General features: G+C 62.9%; 19 protein-coding genes and 1 pseudogene. 11 read left to right on the top strand and 9 right to left on the bottom strand.

From position 1 onward, the window contains the following. Both ABMD26_RS06445 and ABMD26_RS06440 read right to left on the bottom strand, forming a co-directional pair. Window positions 1–2,016 carry an ATP-binding protein gene (locus ABMD26_RS06445; protein WP_049860632.1) on the bottom strand — a complete coding sequence of 672 codons (2,016 nt, stop codon included), beginning with the start codon at window positions 2,014–2,016 and terminating at the stop codon, window positions 1–3. Window positions 2,017–2,282: 266 nt separating this feature from the next. After that, window positions 2,283–3,239: a putative 2-dehydropantoate 2-reductase gene (locus tag ABMD26_RS06440; protein ID WP_354308663.1), complete on the bottom strand. Its 957-nt coding sequence runs from the start codon at window positions 3,237–3,239 to the stop codon at window positions 2,283–2,285. 158 nt (window positions 3,240–3,397) lie between these two features. Here ABMD26_RS06440 and ABMD26_RS06435 point away from each other — a divergent pair, with 158 nt between their 5' ends. Next, window positions 3,398–3,877 (top strand): YajQ family cyclic di-GMP-binding protein, encoded by a 480-nt coding sequence (locus ABMD26_RS06435; protein WP_122741492.1) that lies wholly within the window; start codon window positions 3,398–3,400, stop codon window positions 3,875–3,877. A 101-nt stretch (window positions 3,878–3,978) separates the two neighbouring features. Continuing rightward, window positions 3,979–4,827 (top strand): mechanosensitive ion channel family protein, encoded by an 849-nt coding sequence (locus ABMD26_RS06430; protein ID WP_134722547.1) that lies wholly within the window; start codon window positions 3,979–3,981, stop codon window positions 4,825–4,827. Window positions 4,828–4,885: 58 nt separating this feature from the next. Here the strand turns inward: ABMD26_RS06430 and ABMD26_RS06425 are convergent, their stop codons facing one another. After that, complete coding sequence (locus ABMD26_RS06425) at window positions 4,886–6,424, bottom strand: AmpG family muropeptide MFS transporter (protein ID WP_090356557.1); 1,539 nt, start codon at window positions 6,422–6,424, stop codon at window positions 4,886–4,888. Between the two features lie 41 nt (window positions 6,425–6,465). Beyond that, on the bottom strand, window positions 6,466–6,834 hold the full coding sequence (locus ABMD26_RS06420) for an MGMT family protein (RefSeq protein ID WP_122741494.1): 369 nt from the start codon (window positions 6,832–6,834) through the stop codon (window positions 6,466–6,468). A gap of 81 nt (window positions 6,835–6,915) precedes the next feature. Between ABMD26_RS06420 and ABMD26_RS06415 the strand changes: the two genes are divergently transcribed. From ABMD26_RS06415 to ABMD26_RS06375, 9 genes and pseudogenes are all read left to right on the top strand, one after another. Then, window positions 6,916–7,923, top strand: coding sequence for a DUF481 domain-containing protein (locus ABMD26_RS06415; RefSeq protein WP_354308659.1), 1,008 nt, complete (start codon window positions 6,916–6,918; stop codon window positions 7,921–7,923). Between the two features lie 156 nt (window positions 7,924–8,079). After that, window positions 8,080–8,571, top strand: coding sequence for an FxsA family protein (locus tag ABMD26_RS06410; protein WP_049860639.1), 492 nt, complete (start codon window positions 8,080–8,082; stop codon window positions 8,569–8,571). Window positions 8,572–8,819: 248 nt separating this feature from the next. Then, window positions 8,820–9,113 (top strand): co-chaperone GroES, encoded by a 294-nt coding sequence (locus ABMD26_RS06405; protein WP_043186886.1) that lies wholly within the window; start codon window positions 8,820–8,822, stop codon window positions 9,111–9,113. Window positions 9,114–9,158: 45 nt separating this feature from the next. Beyond that, window positions 9,159–10,805, top strand: a complete 1,647-nt coding sequence (groL, locus tag ABMD26_RS06400) for a chaperonin GroEL (RefSeq protein ID WP_056845066.1) — start codon at window positions 9,159–9,161, stop codon at window positions 10,803–10,805. Window positions 10,806–10,939: 134 nt separating this feature from the next. After that, window positions 10,940–11,623: a two-component system response regulator ColR gene (colR, locus tag ABMD26_RS06395; RefSeq protein ID WP_043186890.1), complete on the top strand. Its 684-nt coding sequence runs from the start codon at window positions 10,940–10,942 to the stop codon at window positions 11,621–11,623. Beyond that, window positions 11,613–12,902 (top strand): sensor histidine kinase, encoded by a 1,290-nt coding sequence (locus ABMD26_RS06390; RefSeq protein ID WP_192000203.1) that lies wholly within the window; start codon window positions 11,613–11,615, stop codon window positions 12,900–12,902. Before colR ends, ABMD26_RS06390 begins: the two co-directional genes overlap by 11 nt. A gap of 147 nt (window positions 12,903–13,049) precedes the next feature. Beyond that, window positions 13,050–13,731: pseudogene (locus ABMD26_RS06385) on the top strand (class I SAM-dependent methyltransferase). Window positions 13,732–13,736: 5 nt separating this feature from the next. Continuing rightward, window positions 13,737–14,453 (top strand): lipopolysaccharide kinase InaA family protein, encoded by a 717-nt coding sequence (locus tag ABMD26_RS06380; RefSeq protein WP_502948301.1) that lies wholly within the window; start codon window positions 13,737–13,739, stop codon window positions 14,451–14,453. After that, window positions 14,453–14,680: a hypothetical protein gene (locus ABMD26_RS06375; RefSeq protein WP_134722552.1), complete on the top strand. Its 228-nt coding sequence runs from the start codon at window positions 14,453–14,455 to the stop codon at window positions 14,678–14,680. Before ABMD26_RS06380 ends, ABMD26_RS06375 begins: the two co-directional genes overlap by 1 nt. 20 nt (window positions 14,681–14,700) lie before the next feature. On the opposite strand, the gene ABMD26_RS06370 is transcribed toward ABMD26_RS06375, so the two are convergent. The 5 genes from ABMD26_RS06370 to ABMD26_RS06350 form a co-directional block, all read right to left on the bottom strand. Continuing rightward, window positions 14,701–15,810, bottom strand: coding sequence for a DUF1513 domain-containing protein (locus ABMD26_RS06370; RefSeq protein WP_134722553.1), 1,110 nt, complete (start codon window positions 15,808–15,810; stop codon window positions 14,701–14,703). Window positions 15,811–15,812: 2 nt separating this feature from the next. After that, complete coding sequence (locus ABMD26_RS06365; RefSeq protein WP_090356563.1) at window positions 15,813–16,877, bottom strand: imelysin family protein; 1,065 nt, start codon at window positions 16,875–16,877, stop codon at window positions 15,813–15,815. A 25-nt stretch (window positions 16,878–16,902) separates the two neighbouring features. After that, a complete protein-coding gene (locus tag ABMD26_RS06360) occupies window positions 16,903–18,330 on the bottom strand; it encodes a di-heme oxidoreductase family protein (protein WP_134722554.1) in 1,428 nt (475 codons plus the stop codon). Window positions 18,331–18,489: 159 nt separating this feature from the next. After that, window positions 18,490–19,842, bottom strand: a complete 1,353-nt coding sequence (locus tag ABMD26_RS06355; RefSeq protein ID WP_049860648.1) for an imelysin family protein — start codon at window positions 19,840–19,842, stop codon at window positions 18,490–18,492. A 127-nt stretch (window positions 19,843–19,969) separates the two neighbouring features. Then, on the bottom strand, window positions 19,970–22,039 hold the full coding sequence (locus tag ABMD26_RS06350; RefSeq protein ID WP_134722555.1) for a putative bifunctional diguanylate cyclase/phosphodiesterase: 2,070 nt from the start codon (window positions 22,037–22,039) through the stop codon (window positions 19,970–19,972). Window positions 22,040–22,222: the final 183 nt, after the last annotated feature.

The following is a 22,222-nucleotide window of genomic DNA, read 5'->3' as shown; positions in this document are numbered from 1 at the left end:
TCATATCTCCGTGGTGGTGAGGGGCAGCGGATTGCCGGCCAATGGCAGGCGCAGGGTGAAGCAGGTGCCCTGGCCGGGGCTGGACTGCACTTCCATCTGGCCCTTGTGGTTGTTGGTGATGATGAAGTAGGACACCGACAGGCCCAGCCCGGTGCCCTGGCCGATCTCCTTGGTGGTGAAGAACGGTTCGAAGATGCGCTTGCGCACGCTCTCGGGCATCCCCACGCCGTTGTCCTCGACCTGGATTTCAGCCCATGGCGGGTTCAGTCGCGTGCGCAGGGTGATGCGTCCCGGTTCCTGTTCGTCGCTGCGTTGGTGAATGGCCTGGGCGGCATTCTTCAGCAGGTTGAGCAGCACCTGTTCCAGTTCGTTGGCCGTGCCGGGCACCGGACCCAGCGCCGGGTCGAACTGGCGCACGATGTTCTGCCCCTTGAAGTCGAAGCCGATCGCCAGGTCGAAGTCGTTGCCGGCGATTTCCACGGCTTGATCGATCAGCGCCGGCAGCTCGCAGGGCGCCATTTCCCGAGTGCTGCGGCGGCTGAAGCTGAGCATGTGGGTGACGATCTTCGCGGCCCGTGCGCCGGCCTGCTGGATGCCGTCGAGCAGCTGCGGGATTTCCCGTCCTTGCAGGTAGGCGTTCACCGCGGCCAGATCGATACCGGCGTCGCTGGCTTGTTCGAGGTTCTTCGGCAGGTCGGCCGAGAGGCGCCGCCTGACGTTCTGTACGTTGTGCAGGATCGCGCCCAGGGGGTTGTTGATCTCGTGGGCCATCCCCGCTGCGAGGCCGCCGACCGAGAGCATCTTTTCCGACTGCACCATCATTTCTTCCAGCGACAGGCGCTGGGTGATGTCGTCGATACGAATCACCACCCCGCGGCCGGCACCGCCCATCAGCGGGTAGAAGGTCAGCGCGTAATGGCGGGGCGTGTCGTCCTTGACCCAGGTTACCCGCTCGATCTTGGCCACCGTGTGCTGTTCGACGGTGGTCTTGAGTTGCGGCAGGAATGGCTTGAGTGGGGCGAACGCGAGAAAGATCGGTTGATTCAGCGCCTCGTCCAGCGGCGTGCCGGAAAGGGCGCTGGCCTCCTGGTTCCATTGGGTGACGTACAGTTGCTCGTCGAGGGCGATGAGTGCCGAAGGCATGGAATCGATGATGCTGTTGAGGTAGTTCTGGAAACCGGTGAGCTTCTTCTCGATCTTGCTGCGCACCTGGACTTCGAGTTCGAGCTTGCGGTTGGTGTGGCGGGTTTCCTCGGCCAGTCCCTGGGCCTGGTCGTAGGCCGCCTGAGACTCGTCGCGGGCTCGCTTGAGCTGCTGTTCGCGTGCTTCGATGCGCGAAAGCATGGTGTTGAAGGCTTCCGCCAGGCTGCCGATTTCGTCATGGTTGCCGCGGCCTGCGCGCAGGGCGTAGTTCTCCTCGCGGGTGACCTGGCGCGACAGTTCTTCGAGGCGATAGATGGGCTGGGTGATCAAGCGCTTGATCTGCCGGGCGATGACCAGCCACAACAGCACGCTGAACACCAGGATGCCGAGGCTCGCAGTGAGGGTGCCGGTGTAGAACGCCACGGGCAGCTCGCTGCTGGCCACCAGCAACAGATGGCCGGCGTTGGGCAGTGGCACCAACTGAGTGCTGCGAAATTCGGTGGAGCGCCAGCTTTCGATGCTGTCGAAGCGCGCGGGCATCTTCAATCGATCGCCGTGCTGCAACTGGGCCAGGCGCTCGCCCTGGGCATCGTAGATGGCGGCGGCGCGTAGGGGCGAATAGCCATTGAGCTCTTCGAGCAGCGCCTCGGCCTCCTGCGGTGAGCCCACCGCCCGCTGCGCGAGGCTGGGGTTGGCCAGCAGCCGGCCAATCGTCTGCAGGGCCTGGGGTGCCATGCTCTCCTGGGAGATCCAATAGGCCGCGCTGATGAACGTCAGGTTGGCGACCAGCAGCACGGTGGTCAACAGCACCAGCAGGGCGGCCAGCAGTTTCTGGCCAACCGGCAGGTTCTCGAGTCTCTGGCGCAGAGGCATGGGTGTGATCGCTTCCAAGGCAGTGCAGGGCAGAGCCGCAGTGTAGCAAAGTGTGCTGCAGGCACCGTGAGAGCGCTTATTGGCCGGGGAGCAGGTACTGTGATTTGCCTGACACATCGTGTCGCCCATTTCGCGGCCGATGACCGCTCCTACAGAGGGGGTACCTGCGGGAGCCGTTTCCGTGTTTCCCGGCCGATGACCGCTCTTGCCGGACGTGCGAGCCTCCTGTAGGAGCGGTCTGCGGCCGCGAAAGGAGCGACGCGGCTTCAGGGCTTGTGCAGGGCCTTGATCAGTCGTGCCTGCAGCGTTTGTAGGCACGGCACCTCGCACTGCCGATCGAGCGCTGCTGCGCAGGCGTAGCCCAGCAGGTAGTCGACTTCGGTTCGGCGACCCTGGTCGACGTCCTGATACATCGAAGAGTAGTTGGCGGCCGTCGCCTGGATGACCCTTAGCACCTCCTCATGCAGCCCGTCGGCAGCATCGGTCTGGCCACACGCTCGCAGCAGTCGTGCCAGCTCGACGCACAGCGCGGCCACCTCGTCAGGGTGATCGGCCAACGCCCCGTTGCGGCAGCCATGCAACACGGTCAGCGGATTGATCGCGCAGTTGAGCGCCAGCTTGCGCCACAGGCGCGATTCGATCGTGTCTGTCCACTGATGTGCGATGCCAGCCCGGACCAGGTCAGCCAGCAGCGCCGTCGGAGCCTGGGTGCGGCTTGGGTCGGCATCGCCCAGCCAGGTCAGTCCCTGCCCGGCGAAGACCGCCTGGAAATCACCGGCGCGATAGGCTCCTTCGGTCGTCGAAGCATAGATGCAGCGTGCGTGCGGCAGCATCCGCGCCACCGCTTGCTGACTGCCCATGCCGTTCTGCAACAGGATCACTTCGGCGCCCGGCACCAGGCGCGCGGCGACACTGGCGACGGCCGCCTGCGCATCGTAAGCCTTGCACGCCAGCAGCAGACGCGTGATCGGTCCATCACCGGCGACGCTCGTGGCGGGCAGCAGGTGAACATGGGTCTGGGCGCCTTCGGTCAAGCTCAGCCCACCGGCCTGGAGGTACGCCTGCAACCGTGCGGCATCGCGCAGCAGCAGATGCACCGGCACACCGGCACGAGCCAGTCGGCACGCCCACAATACGCCCAGGCTGCCGACGCCCAGCACATGCCAGGTCCGATCCAATAGCTGTTCGGCCGCAGGCTCATGGGTAAGGTGCTGCTCGCGCATCGCAGACTCGCTCGAAAAATGGATGACCCGCGCCTGAATTCAAGCCGCAGGTGGCCTTTCACAATGCCGGCTCCCTTATAATGAGCGGGCATTTCAATCGTCAAGCCAGGCGCGCTCCTTCTTTCAACGAGCCGCCGATCATTTTCCGGAGAAAACACATGCCCTCGTTCGACGTAGTGTCCGAGTTGGACAAGCACGAAGTCACCAACGCGGTCGACAACGCCATCAAGGAGCTGGATCGCCGTTACGACCTCAAAGGCAAAGGCAGCTTCGCCTTCAAGGACCTCACGGTCACCCTGACCGCCGAAGCCGAGTTCCAGCTCGAAGCCATGATCGAGATTCTCAAGATGGCCCTGGTCAAGCGCAAGATTGACGTGCAGTGCCTCGAGGTCAAGGATGCCTATGCCTCGGGCAAGGAAATGAAGCAGGAAGCCGTGCTGCGCGAAGGCATCGAAAAGGAACTGGCAAAGAAGATCGTCGCCCACGTCAAGGATGCCAAGCTCAAGGTGCAGGCGGCCATCCAGGGTGAGCAGGTGCGCATCACCGGCAAGAAGCGCGATGACCTGCAGGAGGCGATTGCCGCCCTGCGCGCCAAGGAGTTCGGCATGCCCCTGCAGTTCAACAACTTCCGCGATTGATGAAACCTTGGGCTCCCCGAGGCGTCGGAGCAGGTGCCCCCGAGGGAAGCGATCCCATGTGGTCGGGGGCAATACCTGTATTGCGGTGTTAGGAGAACCCCATGGATTTGAACGCAGAAGTCGATCATCTGGTACAGGCCTCGCAAGCCTGGATTCCGATGGTCATGCAATACGCCAGCAAGGTCATCCTGGCGGTGGTGGTGCTGTGTGTAGGGTGGTGGCTGATCAACAGAGTCACCGCCAGCCTGCAGAAACTGTTGGCATTGCGGCACATCGACCTGGCGTTGCAGCGCTTCATCGGCACTTTGGCCAATGTCATCCTGAAGATTCTGCTGTTGGTCAGCGTCGCTTCGACCATCGGCATCGAAACCACGTCGTTCGTCGCCGCCATCGGTGGTGCGACCGTGGCCATCGGTCTGGCCCTGCAAGGCAGCCTGGCGAACTTCGCTGGCGGCGTGCTGATCCTGCTGTTTCGTCCTTTCCGCATCGGCGACTGGATCGAAGCGCAGGGTGTGAGCGGTACCGTCGACTCCATCCAGATCTTCCATACCGTCTTGCGCACCGGCGACAACCGCACGGTGATCTTGCCCAACGGCAACCTGTCCAACGGCATCATCACCAACACCAACCGTCAGCCCACGCGCAAGATCACCTTCGACATCGGCGTGGACTACGACGCCGACCTGCAGAAGGCTCGCGAGATCCTGCTGGATCTGGCCAAGGACCCGCGCGTGTTGCAGACGCCGGCACCCGAAGCCGTGGTGGCCGCCCTGGGCGACAGTTCGATCACCGTGTCCCTGCGCATATGGGTGAACACCGGCGACTTCGGCGGGGTGACCAACATGCTCAACGGCGAGATTCGCGATCGCCTGCGCGCCGAGGGTATCGACATTCCATTCCCGCAGCGGGTCATCCGCGTGATGCAGGAAGAAGCCAAGCAGCCAGGCTGAGTCTGTCTTGCGAGGCGCAACGAAAAAGCCCCGGTCGTCATGGCCGGGGCTTTTTTTGTCAGGCCGCTTCTTCGTCGGGCCCCTCGCGGGCGATGCGCGCGTTCTCCTGCTTCCAGTGCAGGGCGATCAGCAGCAGCGTCGGCACGCCGAGCAGGGCGGTGATCAGGAAGAAGTTGTGATAGCCGAACTTCTCGACCATGACCCCTGAATAACCGCCGATCAGGCGCGGCAGCAGGAGCATGATCGAGCTCAGCAGCGCATATTGGGTGGCCGAGAACTTGAGGTTGGTCAGGCTCGACAGGTAGGCGACGAAGGCCGAGGTGGCCAGGCCGGAACTGAAATTGTCCAGCGAGATGGTCAACACCAGCATCTTCAGGTTCGGCCCCATGTCGGCCAGCATCAGGAACAGCAGGTTGGTCCCGGCCGACGTGATACCGCCGATGAACAGGATCGGCAGGATGCCGAAGCGCACGATCAGCAAGCCGCCGAAGCCGGCGCCGAGCAGGGTCATGATCAGGCCGAAGATCTTGCTGACGCTGGCGATCTGGTCCTTGGTGAAGCCCTGGTCGATGTAGAACACGTTGGCCATGACCCCCATGACCGTATCGGACATCCGATAGGTCGCGATCAGGCCCAGCAGCAGCAAGGCTTGCCAGCGGTAGCGCAGAATGAAGTCGTTGACCGGGGTCAGCACCGGCGCCAGCCCGCGACGACCGACCGACGACAGGCACGCGGCGGTCAGAATGATGTAGAGCAGGGCACGCAGAAATGCCCGGTCTTCGAGCAGCAGGTCGACCAGGCTCTGGCTACCGAACAGCACACTGGCGAAATCGGTGTTGTACAGCTGGGTGAACATGGCGGGTACCGACACCAGCAGCACGATCAGCACGAACACCGACATCAATTGATGGCTGAAGCCATAGCGCGCCGCCGACAATTGCGTGCGCAGGGCCACTGGCGGTTCACGCATGACCAGGGTGGTGATCAGTGCTGGCACCATCAACAAGCCGAACAGCAGGTAGGTGTTGGCCCAGGCCTGATGCAGATAGGCAAATCCCGTGGAGCCGAAGCCTTCGGCGAAATACAGGGCACCGGCGGTGGCCAGCAGCGCGGCCACACGGTAGCCGGCCATGTAGCTGGCAGCGAGGGCAGCCTGGCGCTGATCTTCGGCGATCTCCAGGCGGTAGGCATCCACGGCGATGTCCTGGGTGGCCGAGGCGAACGCGACCACGACGGCGATGGCGATCAACCACGACAGATGTTTTTGCGGGTCGCAGAAACTCATGCCCACCAGGCCGAGAATCACCAGTGCCTGTGCCAGCACCAGCCAGGAGCGCCGCCGCCCCAGCTTGCCGAGCAGCGGCAACCGCCATTGGTCGAGCAGCGGCGACCACACCCACTTGAAGGCATAGGCCAGGCCGATGAGGCTGGCATAGCCGATGGTTTCACGGGCGACGCCCGCTTCACGCAACCACACCGAGAGGGTCGAGAACACCAGCATGTACGGCAGGCCGGCAGCGAAACCGAGCAGCAGAAGCACAACGGTGGAAGGGCTGGCATAAGCGGCGAGCGCGGCGCGCCAGGTTTTACGGGGCATGGGCTGGAATCTGCCTCAGTTTGCGAAACAAAGCGCGCACTCTAACCGCATGCTTGCTCCGGACGCCAGCCATGGCGTGCCATATCCACGCGATTCTTCATGATCAGTACGCCTTCGCTGCGCAGGCGCGCCCGTTGTTCGGCGCCGCTGGACGTTCCCGCTTCCAGGCTCAGCCGCCCGCCGGCGGCAACCACGCGGTGCCACGGCAGGCGGGTGCCGTCCGGCAGTTGGCTCAAGGTTCGCCCGACCCAGCGCGCCGCGCGACCGAGCATGGCCAGTTCGGCGAGCTGCCCATAGGTCACGACTTTGCCTTCTGGCACCTGGGCCAGCACGGTGTACAGCGCGGTGCGGCGAACGGCCGCGGCTTGTTCGGGGTTATTTTGCAGTTGAGAATTGAACTCGTCTGTCATCTGCGGGTCTGTCCTTGCTCGGATGTAGTCCTACCGAATAATGCCGCATTTCCTACACATCAGAGCCCCCAGAATCTGCCTATGTTGCCTAGAACCCTGCTGTGCCTTGCCTTGGCTTCCACGTCTGCCCTGACCTTTGCCGATACGGTCTGGCTGAAAAACGGTGACCGCATCTCCGGCAAGATTACCGTGTTCGACGGTGGCAAGTTGATGATCAAGACCGAATACGGTGGATCGATTCCGCTGGACTGGAAACAGATCAAGACCATGGAGAGCGATCAGGAGCTGCTGGTCAAGCAGGATGACTACATGGGCGAGAAGCCCAAGTCGATCAAAGCCGCCGAAGATGGCAAGGTCATCCTGCAGAACGGTGAGGCGCCCAAGACCGTCGAACTGGCCAGCATCCAGCAGATCATCAAGCCCAAGCCCGTGGTCACCGACCTGCAGATCAAGGGCAATGTCGACATGGGCCTGGACTACAAGCGCGCCGAAACCGATACCGACGACTATAACGTCGCCTTCAAGACCACCGCCCGGCACGGCAAGTGGCGCCACATCGGCTCGGGCGAGTACAACCGCGAGTCCCAGGACAGCGTCGTCACCACCGACAATTTCGCCCTGGAATACTCCCTCGACCGCTTCTTCACCGATCAGTGGTTCTGGCAGGGGCGCCTGGATTACAAGCGCGACAAGATCGAAGACCTGGAGCGCCAGCGCACCATCGGTACCGGCCCTGGCTACCAGTTCTGGGATGACGAGCTCGGGGCGTTCTCGCTGGGCGGCCTGTTCAACCGCACCGACTTCCAATACGCCGACGGCGACAAGGACAACTTCTATTCCGTGGCCATGAAGTGGGACTACAACCGCTACCTGATCGGCAAGACGGTGGAGTTCTTCACCAACGGCGAACTCGGCAAGCCGATCAGCAACGTGGCCGATTACAGCCTGGATGCCGAAGTGGGCCTGCGCTACAAGGTCACCGAGTGGGCTTCGCTCAACCTCAAGGCCGAGAAGGATCTGGTCAGCGGCACCAGTGGCGCCGACCTCGACAGCACCCGTTACACGGCCGGTTTCGGCGTCGCCTGGTAACCCTGCAATACGCCGACACATGTCCGCGAGGCCGCGAGTGACGCGGGTTTTGCGGGCATGTGCGGTGCCATCGATTCGCCCCTGCCTTGAATTAACGATTTATTGACGTCATCTAGGGTCTACTGGAAGGCATTCTTCCGTAGAGGAAACCATTTGATGCGCGCTTTTCTATTGCTGTTCCTGTTGTTCCCCGTATTGGAACTGTACGTCTTCTTCAAGGTGAGCACCGCGATCGGGTTTTTCCCCGCGCTGTTGCTCATCATTGCCGGCTCGGTGCTGGGTGTGCTGGTGATGCGCGTGGCCGGTCTGGCCACGGTTCTGCGCACCCGCGCCAGCCTGCAGCGTGGCGAACTGCCTGCCGAGCAGATGTTCAATGGCCTGGTCACTGCAATGGGCGGTGTCCTGCTGATCGTGCCCGGCTTCATCACCGATGTGTTCGGCGTGCTGTGCCTGCTGCCCTTCACCCGGCATTTCCTGATCCGCAAGGTGCGTGAGCGGGCGCAGGCGCAGGCCATGCGCCAGCGCGCGTTCGCCGATGACATGCCACCCCCGGGTGGTTCGACCCAGGCCTACCGCGCCCATGTGATCGAAGGCGAGGTCATAGAAGGTGAAGTGGTCGGACGCGAGACAGGGCGTACCGATCGCTGAAAAATGCCTCGCAGCTTGTCGACGGCGCCTTCGGGCGCCGTTTCTTTTGGTCGTCGGCATGGAAATTTTTCACCCTGGCCCTTGTAATCCCGCGCGCCGACCTCATGTATGGGTCACCGCAAGGTTTGTGGCATCAGCGCCACACATGTTTCCGCGTCTTGCACTGCAAGACGCGACCGGTTACCCCGGAAGATCCACGCCGCCGGTACACACCGGCCGATGAAAACCATAATTAGGAGAGATCGACAATGAAGCTTCGCCCTCTGCATGACCGCGTCGTTATCCGTCGCAGCGAAGAAGAGTCCAAAACCGCTGGCGGTATCGTTCTGCCAGGTTCGGCCGCTGAAAAACCCAACCGTGGCGAAATCGTCGCAGTGGGCACCGGCAAGATCCTGGATAGCGGCGAAGTCCGCGCGCTGGCCGTCAAGGTGGGTGACAAGGTGGTCTTCGGCCCTTACTCGGGCAGCAACACCGTCAAGGTCGACGGTGAAGACCTGCTGGTGATGAGCGAGAACGAGATTCTCGCCGTCGTCGAAGGCTGATACCGCTGAACGCCCGTTACTCCCCAGTATTCAAGGAAATCGATCATGGCTGCTAAAGAAGTTAAATTCGGCGACTCCGCCCGCAAGAAAATGCTCACTGGCGTCAACGTCCTGGCTGACGCGGTAAAAGCGACCCTGGGCCCGAAAGGCCGTAACGTGATCATCGAGAAAAGCTTCGGCGCTCCGACCATCACCAAGGACGGCGTTTCCGTTGCCAAGGAAATCGAGCTCGAAGACCGTTTCGAAAACATGGGCGCGCAGCTGGTCAAAGACGTTGCCTCCCGTGCCAACGATGACGCAGGCGACGGCACCACTACCGCTACCGTTCTGGCTCAAGCCATTGTCAACGAAGGCTACAAGGCCGTCGCTGCTGGCATGAACCCGATGGACCTCAAGCGCGGCATCGACAAAGCGACCATCGCCGTCGTTGCTGAGCTGAAAAACCTGTCCAAGCCATGTGCCGATACCAAGGCTATCGCTCAGGTCGGCACCATCTCCGCCAACTCCGACAGCTCCATCGGCGACATCATTGCCGAAGCCATGGAAAAAGTCGGTAAAGAAGGCGTGATCACCGTTGAAGAAGGCACTGGCCTGGAAAACGAACTGTCGGTTGTAGAAGGCATGCAGTTCGACCGTGGCTACCTGTCGCCGTATTTCGTCAACAAGCCGGAAACCATGGTTGCCGAGCTGGACAGCCCGCTGATCCTGCTGGTCGACAAGAAAATCTCCAACATCCGCGAAATGCTGCCGGTGCTGGAAGCCGTTGCCAAGGCCGGCCGTCCGCTGCTGATCGTTTCCGAAGACGTCGAAGGCGAAGCCCTGGCGACTCTGGTCGTGAACAACATGCGCGGTATCGTCAAAGTCGCTGCCGTCAAGGCGCCAGGCTTCGGCGACCGTCGCAAGTCCATGCTGCAGGACATCGCCGTATTGACCGGCGGCACCGTCATCTCCGAAGAGATCGGCCTGAGCCTGGAAAGTGCCACCCTGGAGAACCTGGGCAGCGCCAAGCGCGTGACCATCTCCAAGGAAAACACCATCATCGTTGACGGTGCTGGCGTTGAAGGCGACATCCAGTCCCGTATCAACCAGATTCGTCAGCAGATTGGCGAAACTTCCTCGGACTACGACCGTGAAAAACTGCAGGAACGTCTGGCCAAGCTGTCTGGCGGCGTTGCAGTGATCAAGGTAGGCGCTGGTTCCGAAGTTGAAATGAAAGAGAAGAAAGCCCGCGTTGAAGACGCCCTGCACGCAACCCGCGCAGCCGTCGAAGAAGGCGTGGTACCTGGCGGTGGCGTTGCGCTGATCCGTGCTCTGGAAGCGCTGACCAACCTGACTGGCGACAACGCCGACCAGAACGTCGGTATAGCCGTACTGCGTCGCGCAGTCGAAGCACCGCTGCGCCAGATCGCTGCCAACTCCGGCGACGAGCCAAGCGTTGTGGTCAACGAAGTCAAGAACGGCACAGGTAACTACGGTTACAATGCTGCAACTGGCGTCTACGGCGACATGATCGAAATGGGTATCCTGGATCCTACCAAGGTGACCCGTTCGGCATTGCAGGCAGCAGCCTCCATCGGTGGTCTGATCCTGACGACCGAAGCAGCCATTGCTGACAAGCCGAAAGCCGAAGGCGCAGCTGGCGGCGGCATGCCAGACATGGGCGGCATGGGTGGCATGGGCGGCATGATGTAAGCGAGCCCTCGCGCTCTACCTGTTTACAGGTAAGAAAAACCCCGGCCAGTCATGGCCGGGGTTTTTTTATGCCTGCCCAGCCTATAAGCTGCGCGAGCCCCGTCGGGGCGACAGCAGCACTCGGAGATCTGCCCATGCGAATCCTATTGGTTGAAGACAACCGCGACATCCTGGCCAACCTGGCCGATTACCTGGGTATGAAAGGCTACACCGTCGACTGCGCCCAGGACGGTCTGTCCGGCCTGCACCTGGCGGCCACCGAACATTACGACCTGATCGTGCTCGACATCATGCTCCCAGGCATCGACGGCTATACGCTGTGCAAACGCCTGCGCGAGGATGCCCGGCGCGATACGCCGGTGATCATGCTCACTGCACGCGATCAGCTCGATGACCGCCTGCAGGGCTTTCGTTCCGGTGCCGACGACTACCTGCTCAAACCGTTCGCGCTGTCCGAGTTGGCGGCGCGCATCGAAGCGGTCCTGCGCCGTGCCCAGGGCGGTGGTCGTCGCTCGCTGCAGGTCGGCGATCTAATCTACGACCTCGACACCCTCGAAGTCACCCGCGAGGGCCGCCTGCTCAAGCTCAACCCGGTGGGCCTCAAGCTGCTCGCCGTGCTGATGCAGAAGAGCCCCCATGTGCTGCGCCGCGAAGTGCTGGAAGAAGCCCTATGGGGCGATGACTGCCCCGACAGCGACAGCCTGCGCAGTCACGTCCACCAGTTGCGTCAGGTGATCGACAAACCGTTCGACAAGCCCCTGCTTCACACCGTGCATGGCGTGGGTTACCGCCTCGCCGAAGGCCGCGATGGAGTTTAAGCAGAGCCTCGCACAACGCATCATCATCGCCTTTGCCTTGATGAGCGCCCTGGTGGCGGGCGCTTTCGCGGTCGGTATCGTGGCCACCGTGCACCTGGTCGAGGAGCGGCTGATTTCCGCAGGCCTGGGCGGCGACCTGCAGCGCCTGCTGCTGATGGACAACGGCGCCGACTGGAGCCACCGCCCCGAACCCGACCAGTTGTTCTACTACGATGGAGGTCCCGGCGAATTCGAGCTGGCGCCGGACGTGAAACACTTGCCGGTCGGCTTTCACGAGGTATTTCGCGACAAGCTGTCCTATCACGCGATGATCCAGGTGGTCGACGGCCGCCGCTACGCCCTGTTGCAGGACCAGAGCGATTTCGAAGAGCGTGAGCGTGTGCTGTTCGCCGTGGTGCTGGTGGGTTTCGTCCTCAGTCTGGCCCTGGCGATCTTTCTTGGCTGGGTGCTGGCACGCAAGGTCATGGCGCCCGTCGTGCGTCTGGCGCGTCAGGTCCGCCATCGCGATCAGATCCTCGGCATGGCGCCGCCGCTGGCGCCGGACTACACGGCCGACGAAGTCGGTGAGCTGGCCGTGGCGTTCGATGCCACCCTTGGCCGCCTGCGCGATGCACTGACCCGCGAGCGCCTGTTCACCAGCGACGTCAGCCACGAACTGCGCACTCCACTGATGGTACTGGCCAGCTCCTGCGAACTGCTGTTGGAAAATCCGGCGCTGCCCGAGCGATCGCGTGCCCAGGTGCAGCGCATCGCGCGCGCCTGCGAGGACATGCGCGATCTGGTGCAGACCTTCCTGATGCTGGCGCGCGCCCAGCGCGATGACAGTGGCCGCGTGGCACCAGCCACTCTGGGGCAGGTCGCCGAAGACCTGATGACGCAGTGGCGACCGGCGATCGAAAAGAAGGGCCTGAGCCTGGAGTTCGTTGCTGGAACGCCTTTGGCGCAGACCTACAACGGTACCTTTCTACACGCCGTGATGGGTAACTTGTTGCGCAACGCGCTGCATTACACCGACCAGGGGTTCATCCGCCTGACGCTCGACGCAACCAGCTTCCATGTGGAAGACAGCGGCGTGGGCATTCCCGAGGCTCAGCGCGAGGCCATGTTCCAGCCGTTCGTGCGCGGCCCTGAAAAGCGCGGAGAGGGTCTGGGCCTGGGGTTGTCGCTGGTTCAGCGCATCTGCGAAGACCAGGGCTGGCAGGTCCAACTGGAGCCTGTCGAACCCCACGGCTGTCGCTTCACCATCGAACTCGGATTGGGCAAGCACGCATTGGCCTGATGCTTGCTTCCGACTGCCGCATACCACTACTGTAGGAAATATCCTGTATCACCTAGGAAATTTCTGACAAATTTTTCACAGTGACATGACCTGGCCATGACGGTTGGATGAATAAGGTGTGCGCCACCTGTCCTGGAGGCGTGCCCCATGTCTGATCCCGTCAAGTTGGAATTCTCAGAGAAGTACGACCGCGCCCACGCGCAGAAATATTTCGACAAACATCGCAACAGTTTTGCTCGACGTATGTCACACAGGCGCGACGAACAGTTGGCCCGCAAGGCGCTGGCGCTGGTCGGCGAGCCCGGCCTGGTGCTGGACCTGCCGTGTGGTGCCGGTCGCTTCTGGCCGCTGCTGGCCGAGAAGCACAACCGCGTGATCATCGGTGCGGACAACTCGGCGGCCATGGTCGAAACGGCGTGCGCCTCGCAACCCAAGGACATCGTGGAGCGGGTGCAGCCGTTGCAGACTTCGGCGTTCGATATTGCGCTGCCGGACAATTCGGTAGACAGCATCTTTTGCATGAGGTTGCTGCACCACATCGGTGAAGCCGAACACCGCCTGACCATTCTCAGGCAGTTTCACCGGGTAACCCGTGACAGCGTGGTGTTGTCGCTGTGGGTCGACGGCAACTTCAAGGCCTGGAAGCGTGAGCGGGCCCGAACAGCGTCGACGTCTGCGCAACGATCAGGACGAGTATCAGAACCGCTTCGTGTTGCCTGCGGCGACCGTGGAAGCGGAGTTCATCCAGGCCGGTTTCCGTATTCAGGAGCGCCTGGACTTTTTGCCGATGTACGCCATGTGGCGCGTGTACGTTCTTCGTAAGGGGTAAGCAGGATGGCGGTTGAGGGCATGACGGCAGGCACGGCGAGCGGCAAGGCCGGCTTCGATCATTACTGGCGGCAACAGGGCCCATGGGTCGAGGAACCCAACGTGCGCCGTGGCGGCGAAAGCGGCGTGCAACGCCTGTTCGCGGCCGACGGGCAGATGATCTACGTCAAACGTCAGGTCGGACACATCTATCGCAGCTGGCTGCACCCGTTCGGTCGTCCCACGGTATTGCGCGAACGCGATGCGTTGACCGCGCTCTACCAACTGGACGTCAACGTGCCGAAGATGATCTTCTGCGGCACCCAGCGCGACGAGAACAACGAATGGCGAGCGCTGCTGGTGACCAAGTCGCTGGACGGTTTCGAGGAGTTCGAGCATTGGTTGCAGGGCGGCGGTCGCGAGCGTCACGGCGAAGCAGTCTACGAGCAAATCCTGCAGAGCCTGGCGACCAACCTGGCGCGCATGCACCGCGGACGCTGGCAACACAGCTGCATCTACATCAAACACGTATTCGTCCGCGTGACGGGCGAAGGCAGCAATGCGCGCGGTGAAGTGGCGCTGCTGGACCTGGAGAAGTGCCGTCAGCGCATGACCGCTCAGCAGGCGGCCTCACACGACATGAAGCAGCTGCGTCGCCATTCGTCGTTCAGTGATCCGGACTGGCGCAAGCTGATCTACCTTTATGAGGCGGCATTCGGCAGCTCCATCAAAGGTTTACAGTGATGAAACTAGAAATCGCACGAGGTTTGTTTCTGGTGGCGGCGCTGGGCGTGGCCACCGCGGCGGCGGCAGCGTGGGAACAACCGCGCTCGGCCATCCTCAGCGCTGCCCACGGCGAAGGCAACTGTCCGTTGCCGCGTTCGCAGAAGGCGCAGATGGCCGTCACTCCGGACAAGGATTTCATCCTGTTCATGCTCGGCCTGAGCCAAGGCGTACGCACTCAGGGGTAAGGCACCCAGCTCACCTGTATTCAAGCCACGTTCAAGTGCAGGTACAGGTGATTGTCCCAGAGCCCCGACGGCAGTTGCAGCGGCGCTCCCACCAGCTGTGGAGCGCGGCAGTCGTAGTAGCGGCAGCGGCCTTGCCCCGAGGTCACCACGAAACCATCTTCCACGGCACCGACGCCTGCGCAATCGGGCAGGGTGCCGTCGTGTTTCACCGCACCGCTGTCCATGTCCCAGATGAAGAAACGGTTGGCTCTAGGCGCGGTGAGTGCCACCAGGCGCAGTTCGCTGTGCACTGCGACGCTGGCGGTGTAGTGCCCCATCGACTGCAATTGTTCCAGCGAAACGGGGAAGGCCTCAAAGGCCTGGCCCGGTCGCTTGACGGCCAGCAGCGGGGCGCTCTCGTGGCTCGGTCCCATGAACTGCTGACAGGCGAACACGGTATCGTCCGCACTGATCGCCAGATGCCGCACGCTGTTCATCGGCTGCTCCAGACATTCCTTGCTCAGCAGCGAGCCATCGCGGCGCATCATCACCAGGCTGGGCTGCATGGCGTCCAGATTCATCTCGACCCGGCTTTCGGCTTCGGTACGGATGCCACCGTTGGCCACCACCAGGGTTTCGCCGTCCGTCATCCATGACACCTGATGCGGGCCGATACCGTGGGTGGACAACTCGCCGCTGTGCACCAGGCGCCCGTCGACGAAGCGATAGACACCCAGCACGCCACGGCCTGGATCGGTGGTGTCGTTCTCGGTGGCATACAACCATTCGCCGTCCTTGTGAATCACGGCGTGGCCATAGAAGTGCCGGTCAGGGCGCGATTCCAGGGTTTGCAGCAGCGCCCCATCGCGCAGGTCGATCAGGTAACTCTGAGTGCCGGGACGACGCGCGACGAAGAGGGCCACCGGCAAGGTCGGGTGGTCGACGATGTCATGGCAGCGTTGGCCGACCTGGGTGGCGAACACCTCACGGCCGTCCAGCCGATAACCCACGGCGTAGTGCCCGCCATCGGCATCGTCGCGGGCCGACAGCAACAGCGGTTCACGCTGTGCGTGCCTGGACAGTGTCCAATTGCCCAGAGTCAGGGCCTTGAGCAGCACTTGGGTCAGCTTCTGCGCCGAGCGTGCGATCATCGTCAGTCACCGTCGTTGGCATTGAAGCCCAGCTGGATGTTCAGGGCGCGGGCCAACTCGCCTTCGTGCAGGCGGTGGACCACGTTGAGGCTGTCGTAGAGGGTGTTGAGAAACTGTTTGCCGGCATCGTCGCCAAGCAGGTCGCCCAGGCTGCGCGTGTTGCTGTCGAGCAGCTTCATGGACGTTGCGTAGGCTGCATCGATCTTGTCGGCCAAGGCTTTCTGGTCGCTGGGCAGCAGGCCGCGCAGGCCCTTGTTGTCGACGCCGACCCAGACGGTCTGCGCGGCCGCCAGACTGGCACGCACGCTGTGTATCGACTGGGCGCTGCGCCAGGCTTCGGCCTGGTAGGGTTGGGCGATGCCCTTGGTGAGGCGGCCCATGGGCGCGCCGAGCTTCTTCTTCAGGGTGTCGAGTGCGGTGACCTGGGCCCGCAGGACGTCGGCAATGGCCTCGTGGGAATCGGCGTAGCGCTGATTGGGAAACTTGGTCATCTGCGCAAGCATGCCGTCGGCGCTGTTCCAACTGGCGAGAATCTCTTCGGCGAGTGCTTTCTGGTGCTCGCCGATGGCAGTGAGCAGCGGGCAATAGCGAGCCTTCTGCGCGGCATCGGCAATTTCCGGCTTGCTGTCGAAAAGGATGTACTCGTAGGCGGACAGACCCTGCACTACCACGCTGGCCTTGGCCAGGCTCTGTGCATCGATGGGTTGCTCGGCGTTGGCGAGCTGCTCGACCTGGCGCCCGACCAGGTTTTTCTTGTCCGGCCAGAACTGCACCGACCAGGCTTTGTTGCCTTCAGCCAGCGGGCCGATCAGCAAGGGTTGCAGTTCGGCCCAGGCTTTTTGCGCCTTGAGGAAATCAGCGCGCGCGGCGTCCAGTGGCTGGGAGCCCTGGCAGAACGCCAGGGCGCTGGCGGCCAGTTGCCGATCGGCTTCTACCCAACGGCTGTAGGTCGGCAGGATGACCTGCTTGGCGATGGCGGCGCTGGTGACGGCTTGCTGGTCTTGGGGCGAGCAGGCGCCCAGTGCCAGGGCGGCGAGGCCGGTGAAGAGCAGCTTGGGACGGAACATGTAGGCTCCTGAAACGTGTAGTCATCTAGAGAGAGTTCAAGAACGCCAGCAGCGCAGCGCGCTGCTGGTCGTCGAATTGCAATACCTGCTGTCTGGCCGCTTCGGCCTCGCCGCCATGCCACAGCACGGCTTCGAGCAGATTGCGCGCACGGCCGTCGTGAAGGAACTGGCTGTGCCCGCTGACCGTTTCGCTCAGGCCGATGCCCCACAGCGGCGGCGTCCGCCAGTCCTGTGCGCCGGCCTTGAACTCGCTGCGTCCGTCGGCAAGGCCGGGGCCCATGTCGTGCAGCAGCAGATCGGTATAGGGGCGAATCGTCTGGTTGCGCAACTCCGGTTCCGCGGCGTCGCTGGCCGTCGTGTATTGCGCCACATGGCAACCCTGACAGCCAGCCTGGTAGAACAGATTCTTGCCGGCCAGCACCTGCACAGAGTCGACGTCGCGCCGCGCCGGTACGCCCAGGTTGCGGGTGTAGAACAGCACCAGGCGCAGAATGTTATCACTGACTTCGGGTTCGCCGCCCGGGCCATTGCCATTGATCGCCCCGCGGCAGGCGTTTTGCGCCGCCGTGCACTCATCGAACGGACGCAGCGAAGTGGTCAGCCCCATGTCGCCGGAGAAGGCATGCACATTCTGCTGATTCAGGTTGGGCTGCCCGGCTTTCCAGCCGAAGCGGCCGAGCACGGTACGGTTCTGGGCATCGTCCCATACCTGATTGGGTCGGCCCTTGATCGGGCCGGCGCTCTCGGCCTGGTGGCGGGCATTGGCCAGGATGTCCTGCTCGCTGATCGCTTCGAGCAGGCCCAGACCGATCATCGGTGGCGCGATCCGCGCGGAGAAGCGTGTATCGGGATGCAGGTCGCCGTAGCCCAGTTGGCTGATCTGCAGCTGCGGCTTGCGCAGTTCGATCTGGGTTCCGTCCTTGAAGCGCACCGGCACGCTCTGGTAGGTCACCCGCACCTTGCCTTCAGGGGCGTGACCGGGGATGGCCATGTTCTGCAATTGCGTGCCATAGACGGGTTCGGGCACCACGCCCAGGCGCTCGATCTCGCGCAGGTAGTTCGGACTGTCGGGCAGCGACAGGCGTACCAGCATCGACACGGCACTCAGCGCGTCGTCCTCGGGCGGGTGGCCGCGACCGTCCTTGATGTGGCAGTTCTGGCAGGCATTGGTGTTGAACAGCGGCCCCAGGCCGTCGCGCGCGGTGGTGGTGGATGGCGCGATGACCCACGGGCTGCGGAAGAAACTGTTGCCCACGCTGAAATCCAGGCGCCGGACCGGTGACAGATTGGCCGAAGGCATGGAGTAGGCGTTGACGTCGAATTTGCGCACCGTGGCCTGGCCCGCGCTGTTCGCTTCGCCAGGTTCGGCCTGGGTGAAGCGCGGGGCGTCGTCGCACCCGCCCAGGCCGCAGGCCAGAAGCAGAGAGACGAAGCAGGGCAGGGCTATGCGCATGGTCTGGAAGGTGTGGGAATCGGTTGAGTGTTTGGCGATGGGGCTGTGAAAGCCTGGCGGGCAGCGGACTCGCCGCGCTTCGCCTGTACGGGCTGTCGAGCCTTCGGTGGACGGGCTGCACCGGGACGCGCGAGCGCCCTTCGGTGCAGCCCGGATCGATCAGAACTCGTGGTCGGCGGTGTCCGGGTTGAGATCGGTGATCCCCAGTTTGCCGGCGGCCTGCTCGATAGCGCCGGTCTGCTTGACAAGGGCGGCGATGGCATCGCGCACCACTTGCTGGCCGGCGGCGTTATCGCTGCTGATCAGCTGGTCGAAGTGCTCGCCCTTGTTGGCGCGGTCGACGATGGCCTGCATCTTGGCTTCGGTGTCGGCCAGATCGGCCTTCAACGCGGTATCGGTGGCCGGGTCGGCCTTGGCCACCAGCGAGGACAGGCTTGCACCGGTCAGCTTGGTGCCGTCGGTACGGGTGTACTCGCCCAGGTAGACGTTGCGGATACCCTTGGCGTTGTAGAACGCCGAGTTGTGCGTGTTGTCGCTGAAGCAGTCGTGCTCGTCTTCCGGCGAGTTGGCTTCCAGGGCGACCTTCATGCGCTCGCCGGCCAATTCGCCGAGCGACAGGCTGCCCATGCCGAAGAGCATCTTGCGCAGGCCGCTGTCGACCGGTTCGCCCACCAGGGTGGCGCGGTAGTTGTCGGCGACATTGGGTTTCCAGTTGGCGAGCATCTCTTCGAGGTCGCTGACCAGCAGGTCGGTGACGGCCTTGAGGTAGGCACGACGACGGTCGTTGTGGCCACCGGTGGCACCGGCGCCTTCCAGGTAGTCGGACGCTGGACGGTTGCCGGCACCAGGGCCGGTACCGTTGAGGTCCTGGCCCCAGAGGAGGAATTCGATGGCGTGGTAGCCGGTAGCGACGTTGGCTTCCGAACCACCGAGTTCGTTCAGGCTGGCGAGCTTCTCGGGGGTGATGTCGCTGACGTCGACCTTGTCTTCACCGACCTGGATGATTTTGTTGGCGATGATGTTGGCGGTAGCGCCGGGGTTGCCCAGGGCGTGCTCGTAGCTCTTGTCGGTGTAGTCGATCAGGCCTTCGTCCAGGGGCCAGGCGTTGACCTGACCTTCCCAGTCATCGATCAAGGTATTGCCGAAACGAAAGGTCTCGGTCTGCAGGTACGAAGGGCGCGAGGCGACCCAGGCATCGCGCGCAGCTTTCAAGGTGGCGTCGCTGGGCGCGGCAAGGAAGGCGTCGACGGCTTTCTGCAATGCCTGAGCGGTGGTCAGGGCATCTTCGAATGTGGCGTGTACGATGTCGGCGTAGTGGGCGACCACGGCCTTGGCCGCGGCCTCGTCGAGGGTGCCGGAAGCCGTAGGCACCGCCGCCGGGGCCGCCGGCGCGGAGGCGGCCGGGGCTGGGGTCTGGGCGGCGGTGGTGGTTTGCTTGTCCTTGCTGTCGCAGCCGGCAAGAGCGATGGCGATGGCCAGCAGACTGGCGGTGGCCAGGGGCGTACGAATCATGGCGAAATCCTGCGTCAAGAGTGGCGAGCGGGCGCGCGGAGGGCGCGCAAAACTGCGCCATAATGCGAAAGATATGCATTTTCTGTAAAGGGCTAATGTGAAAAAAGCTTCAGGCTGACGCGTTGCGCTAGCTCTGCGACGGCGTCGAGGTGAGGTGGGTACGGCTGCGCTCCGATTGCTTGAGCAGTGCTGTCAACTCACGGGCCGCCAACGGCTTGCTGTAAAGGTAGCCCTGACCTTCGTGGCAGCCCTGGGCGACGATGTACGCCTCCTGCTCCAGAGTTTCGACACCTTCGGCGATGACCTGCATGTTCAAACTCTTGCCCAGTTGGATGATGGCCCGCACGATGGTCGCGTCATCCTCGTCGCTGAGCACGTCCTGGACAAAACTCTTGTCGATCTTGATCTTGTCCAGAGGCAGCGACTTCAGGTAACTGAGCGATGAATAGCCAGTGCCGAAGTCGTCGATGGCAATCAGTGCGCCCGAGCGGCGCAGGCTCAGCAGGTGCTGCGCGGCCGTGCTGATGTCTTCCATCAGGCCGGTTTCGGTCACCTCCAGCTCCAGGCTGCGCGGTGGCAGGCGATACATTTGCAGGATGTTGCTGACGACGCGGGGCAGTTCGTTGTGGTGCAACTGCACCGTGGACAGGTTGACCGCCATGCGCAGGCCGATGAAGCCCTGGTCATGCCACTCGCGCAACTGGCTGCAGGCCTGATTGAGGACCCATTCGCCGATGGCGATGATGCTGCGGTTCTGCTCGGCCAGGGGGATGAACTGATCGGGGGGAACCAGGCCGTGTTCCGGGTGCTGCCAGCGCAGCAGCGCCTCGACGCCGACGATACGGTGGTCGCGGTAGCTGATCTGCGGCTGGTAGACCAGGTGCAGTTGATTGCGCGCCAGTGCCTCGCGCAGGTCCTTTTCCAGCTCGCGGCGTCGGCGCATCTCGGTGTCGACGCTGGCGATGTAGAACTGGTAGCGGTTGCGCGAACGGACCTTGGCCAGGGTCATGGTCTGCTCGGCTTTCTGCAGCAGCTTCTCGGTACTGTCGCCGTCTTCGGGAAACAGGGTGATGCCGATGGTGGCGCGCAGGCGGATCGAATGCTCGTCGAGCGCGAAAGGGGCATCGAGGTCGTCGAGAATGCGCTGCGCCAGCTCCGCTGCCTTGTAGGGCTGTTCGATGTCCGCCTGAACCAGCGCGAACTGGTCGCCGCCCAGGCGTGCCAGGTTGCCGAACCTGCCGCTGTGGGCCCGCAGGCGGTCGGCCAGGGCGCGCAGCAGGAGGTCGCCCGTCTGGTAGCCGAACTGTTCGTTGATGCCCTTGAAATCATCCAGGCCGACGCACAACACCGCGACCCGACGCTGCAGGCGATGGGCGTCAAGCAGGACCTTGTCCAGTTGTTGCTGCAGTTGCACGCGGTTGGCCAGGCCGGTCAGCACGTCATGCTGGGCCATGTGCAACATGCTGTCTTCGGCTTCGTGGCGCAGCTGGGTGTTGCGCTCGATGGACGCCAGGAGCTGGTTGGCCGTGTTGACCCACAGGCCCAGCTCATTGTGCTCATGACCGCGTGGCAACGGCAGCTGGTATTCACCGGGCCGGTCGGGATTGATCTGCAGCAGGTGTTCGATGATTCGTGACAGCGGCTTGGTCAGCAGCCAGTGATAGATCAGGTATAGCAACAGACCCAGGGCCAGGGCGCGCAAGGTGCCGGAAATGAAGATGATCACCGAGCTGACGATGAAGTCCTCGCCATAGGTGGCGGTGTCCAGGGTGATGTGCAGGTCGCCGTAGTATTCGCTGAAGGGGCCGCGACCGACCAGGCGTGTGCTGAAGCTGCGCTCCTGGCCCAGGATGCGATCGGTCAGCCAGCGGCTGCTCAAGCTCTGCAGTGGGCGCGAGCGTTCGGCCAGCATGGCTTCGTCGGGATGGCCGATGGACGCCTGGCGCACCGCTTCATCCTGAAACAGCCCTTCGATCACCTGCATGCCCATTTCCCGGTCCAGGCTGTAGAGCGCCTGGGTCGAAGGGTCGCGGAACATGGCCAGGATCCGCTCGGCGTCGGCGGAGATGGCCTGGCGGGTCTTGTAGCCATCGAAGACGATCTGCGCACAGCTTAGCACCATGCCCACGACCAGGGCCGACACCAGCACCGCGCGAAGCAACTTGACGGACAAGCTGTTCCTGACTTCCAGCTTCAATGGCAATTCCTTGTGTCGAACGCTTGGCATCAAGATGCCACGAGTATTGGCAACTTACCGTGGGCCGTAAAGCCACAAATGAACGCGAATCGTACCGATTGTCTCGAATGGCGACAGGCGCGCCAGTGTGTCGGCCGGCCTGGATGCATTCTTGAGCGACAATCTGGCAACAAGCTGGACGGG

It is taken from the genome of Pseudomonas sp. PvP001, from assembly GCF_040546375.1.
Taxonomy (GTDB): domain Bacteria; phylum Pseudomonadota; class Gammaproteobacteria; order Pseudomonadales; family Pseudomonadaceae; genus Aquipseudomonas; species Aquipseudomonas coleopterorum.
Note: the sequence above shows the minus strand (reverse complement) of the source record. Positions and strands in the feature narration are given on the sequence as shown.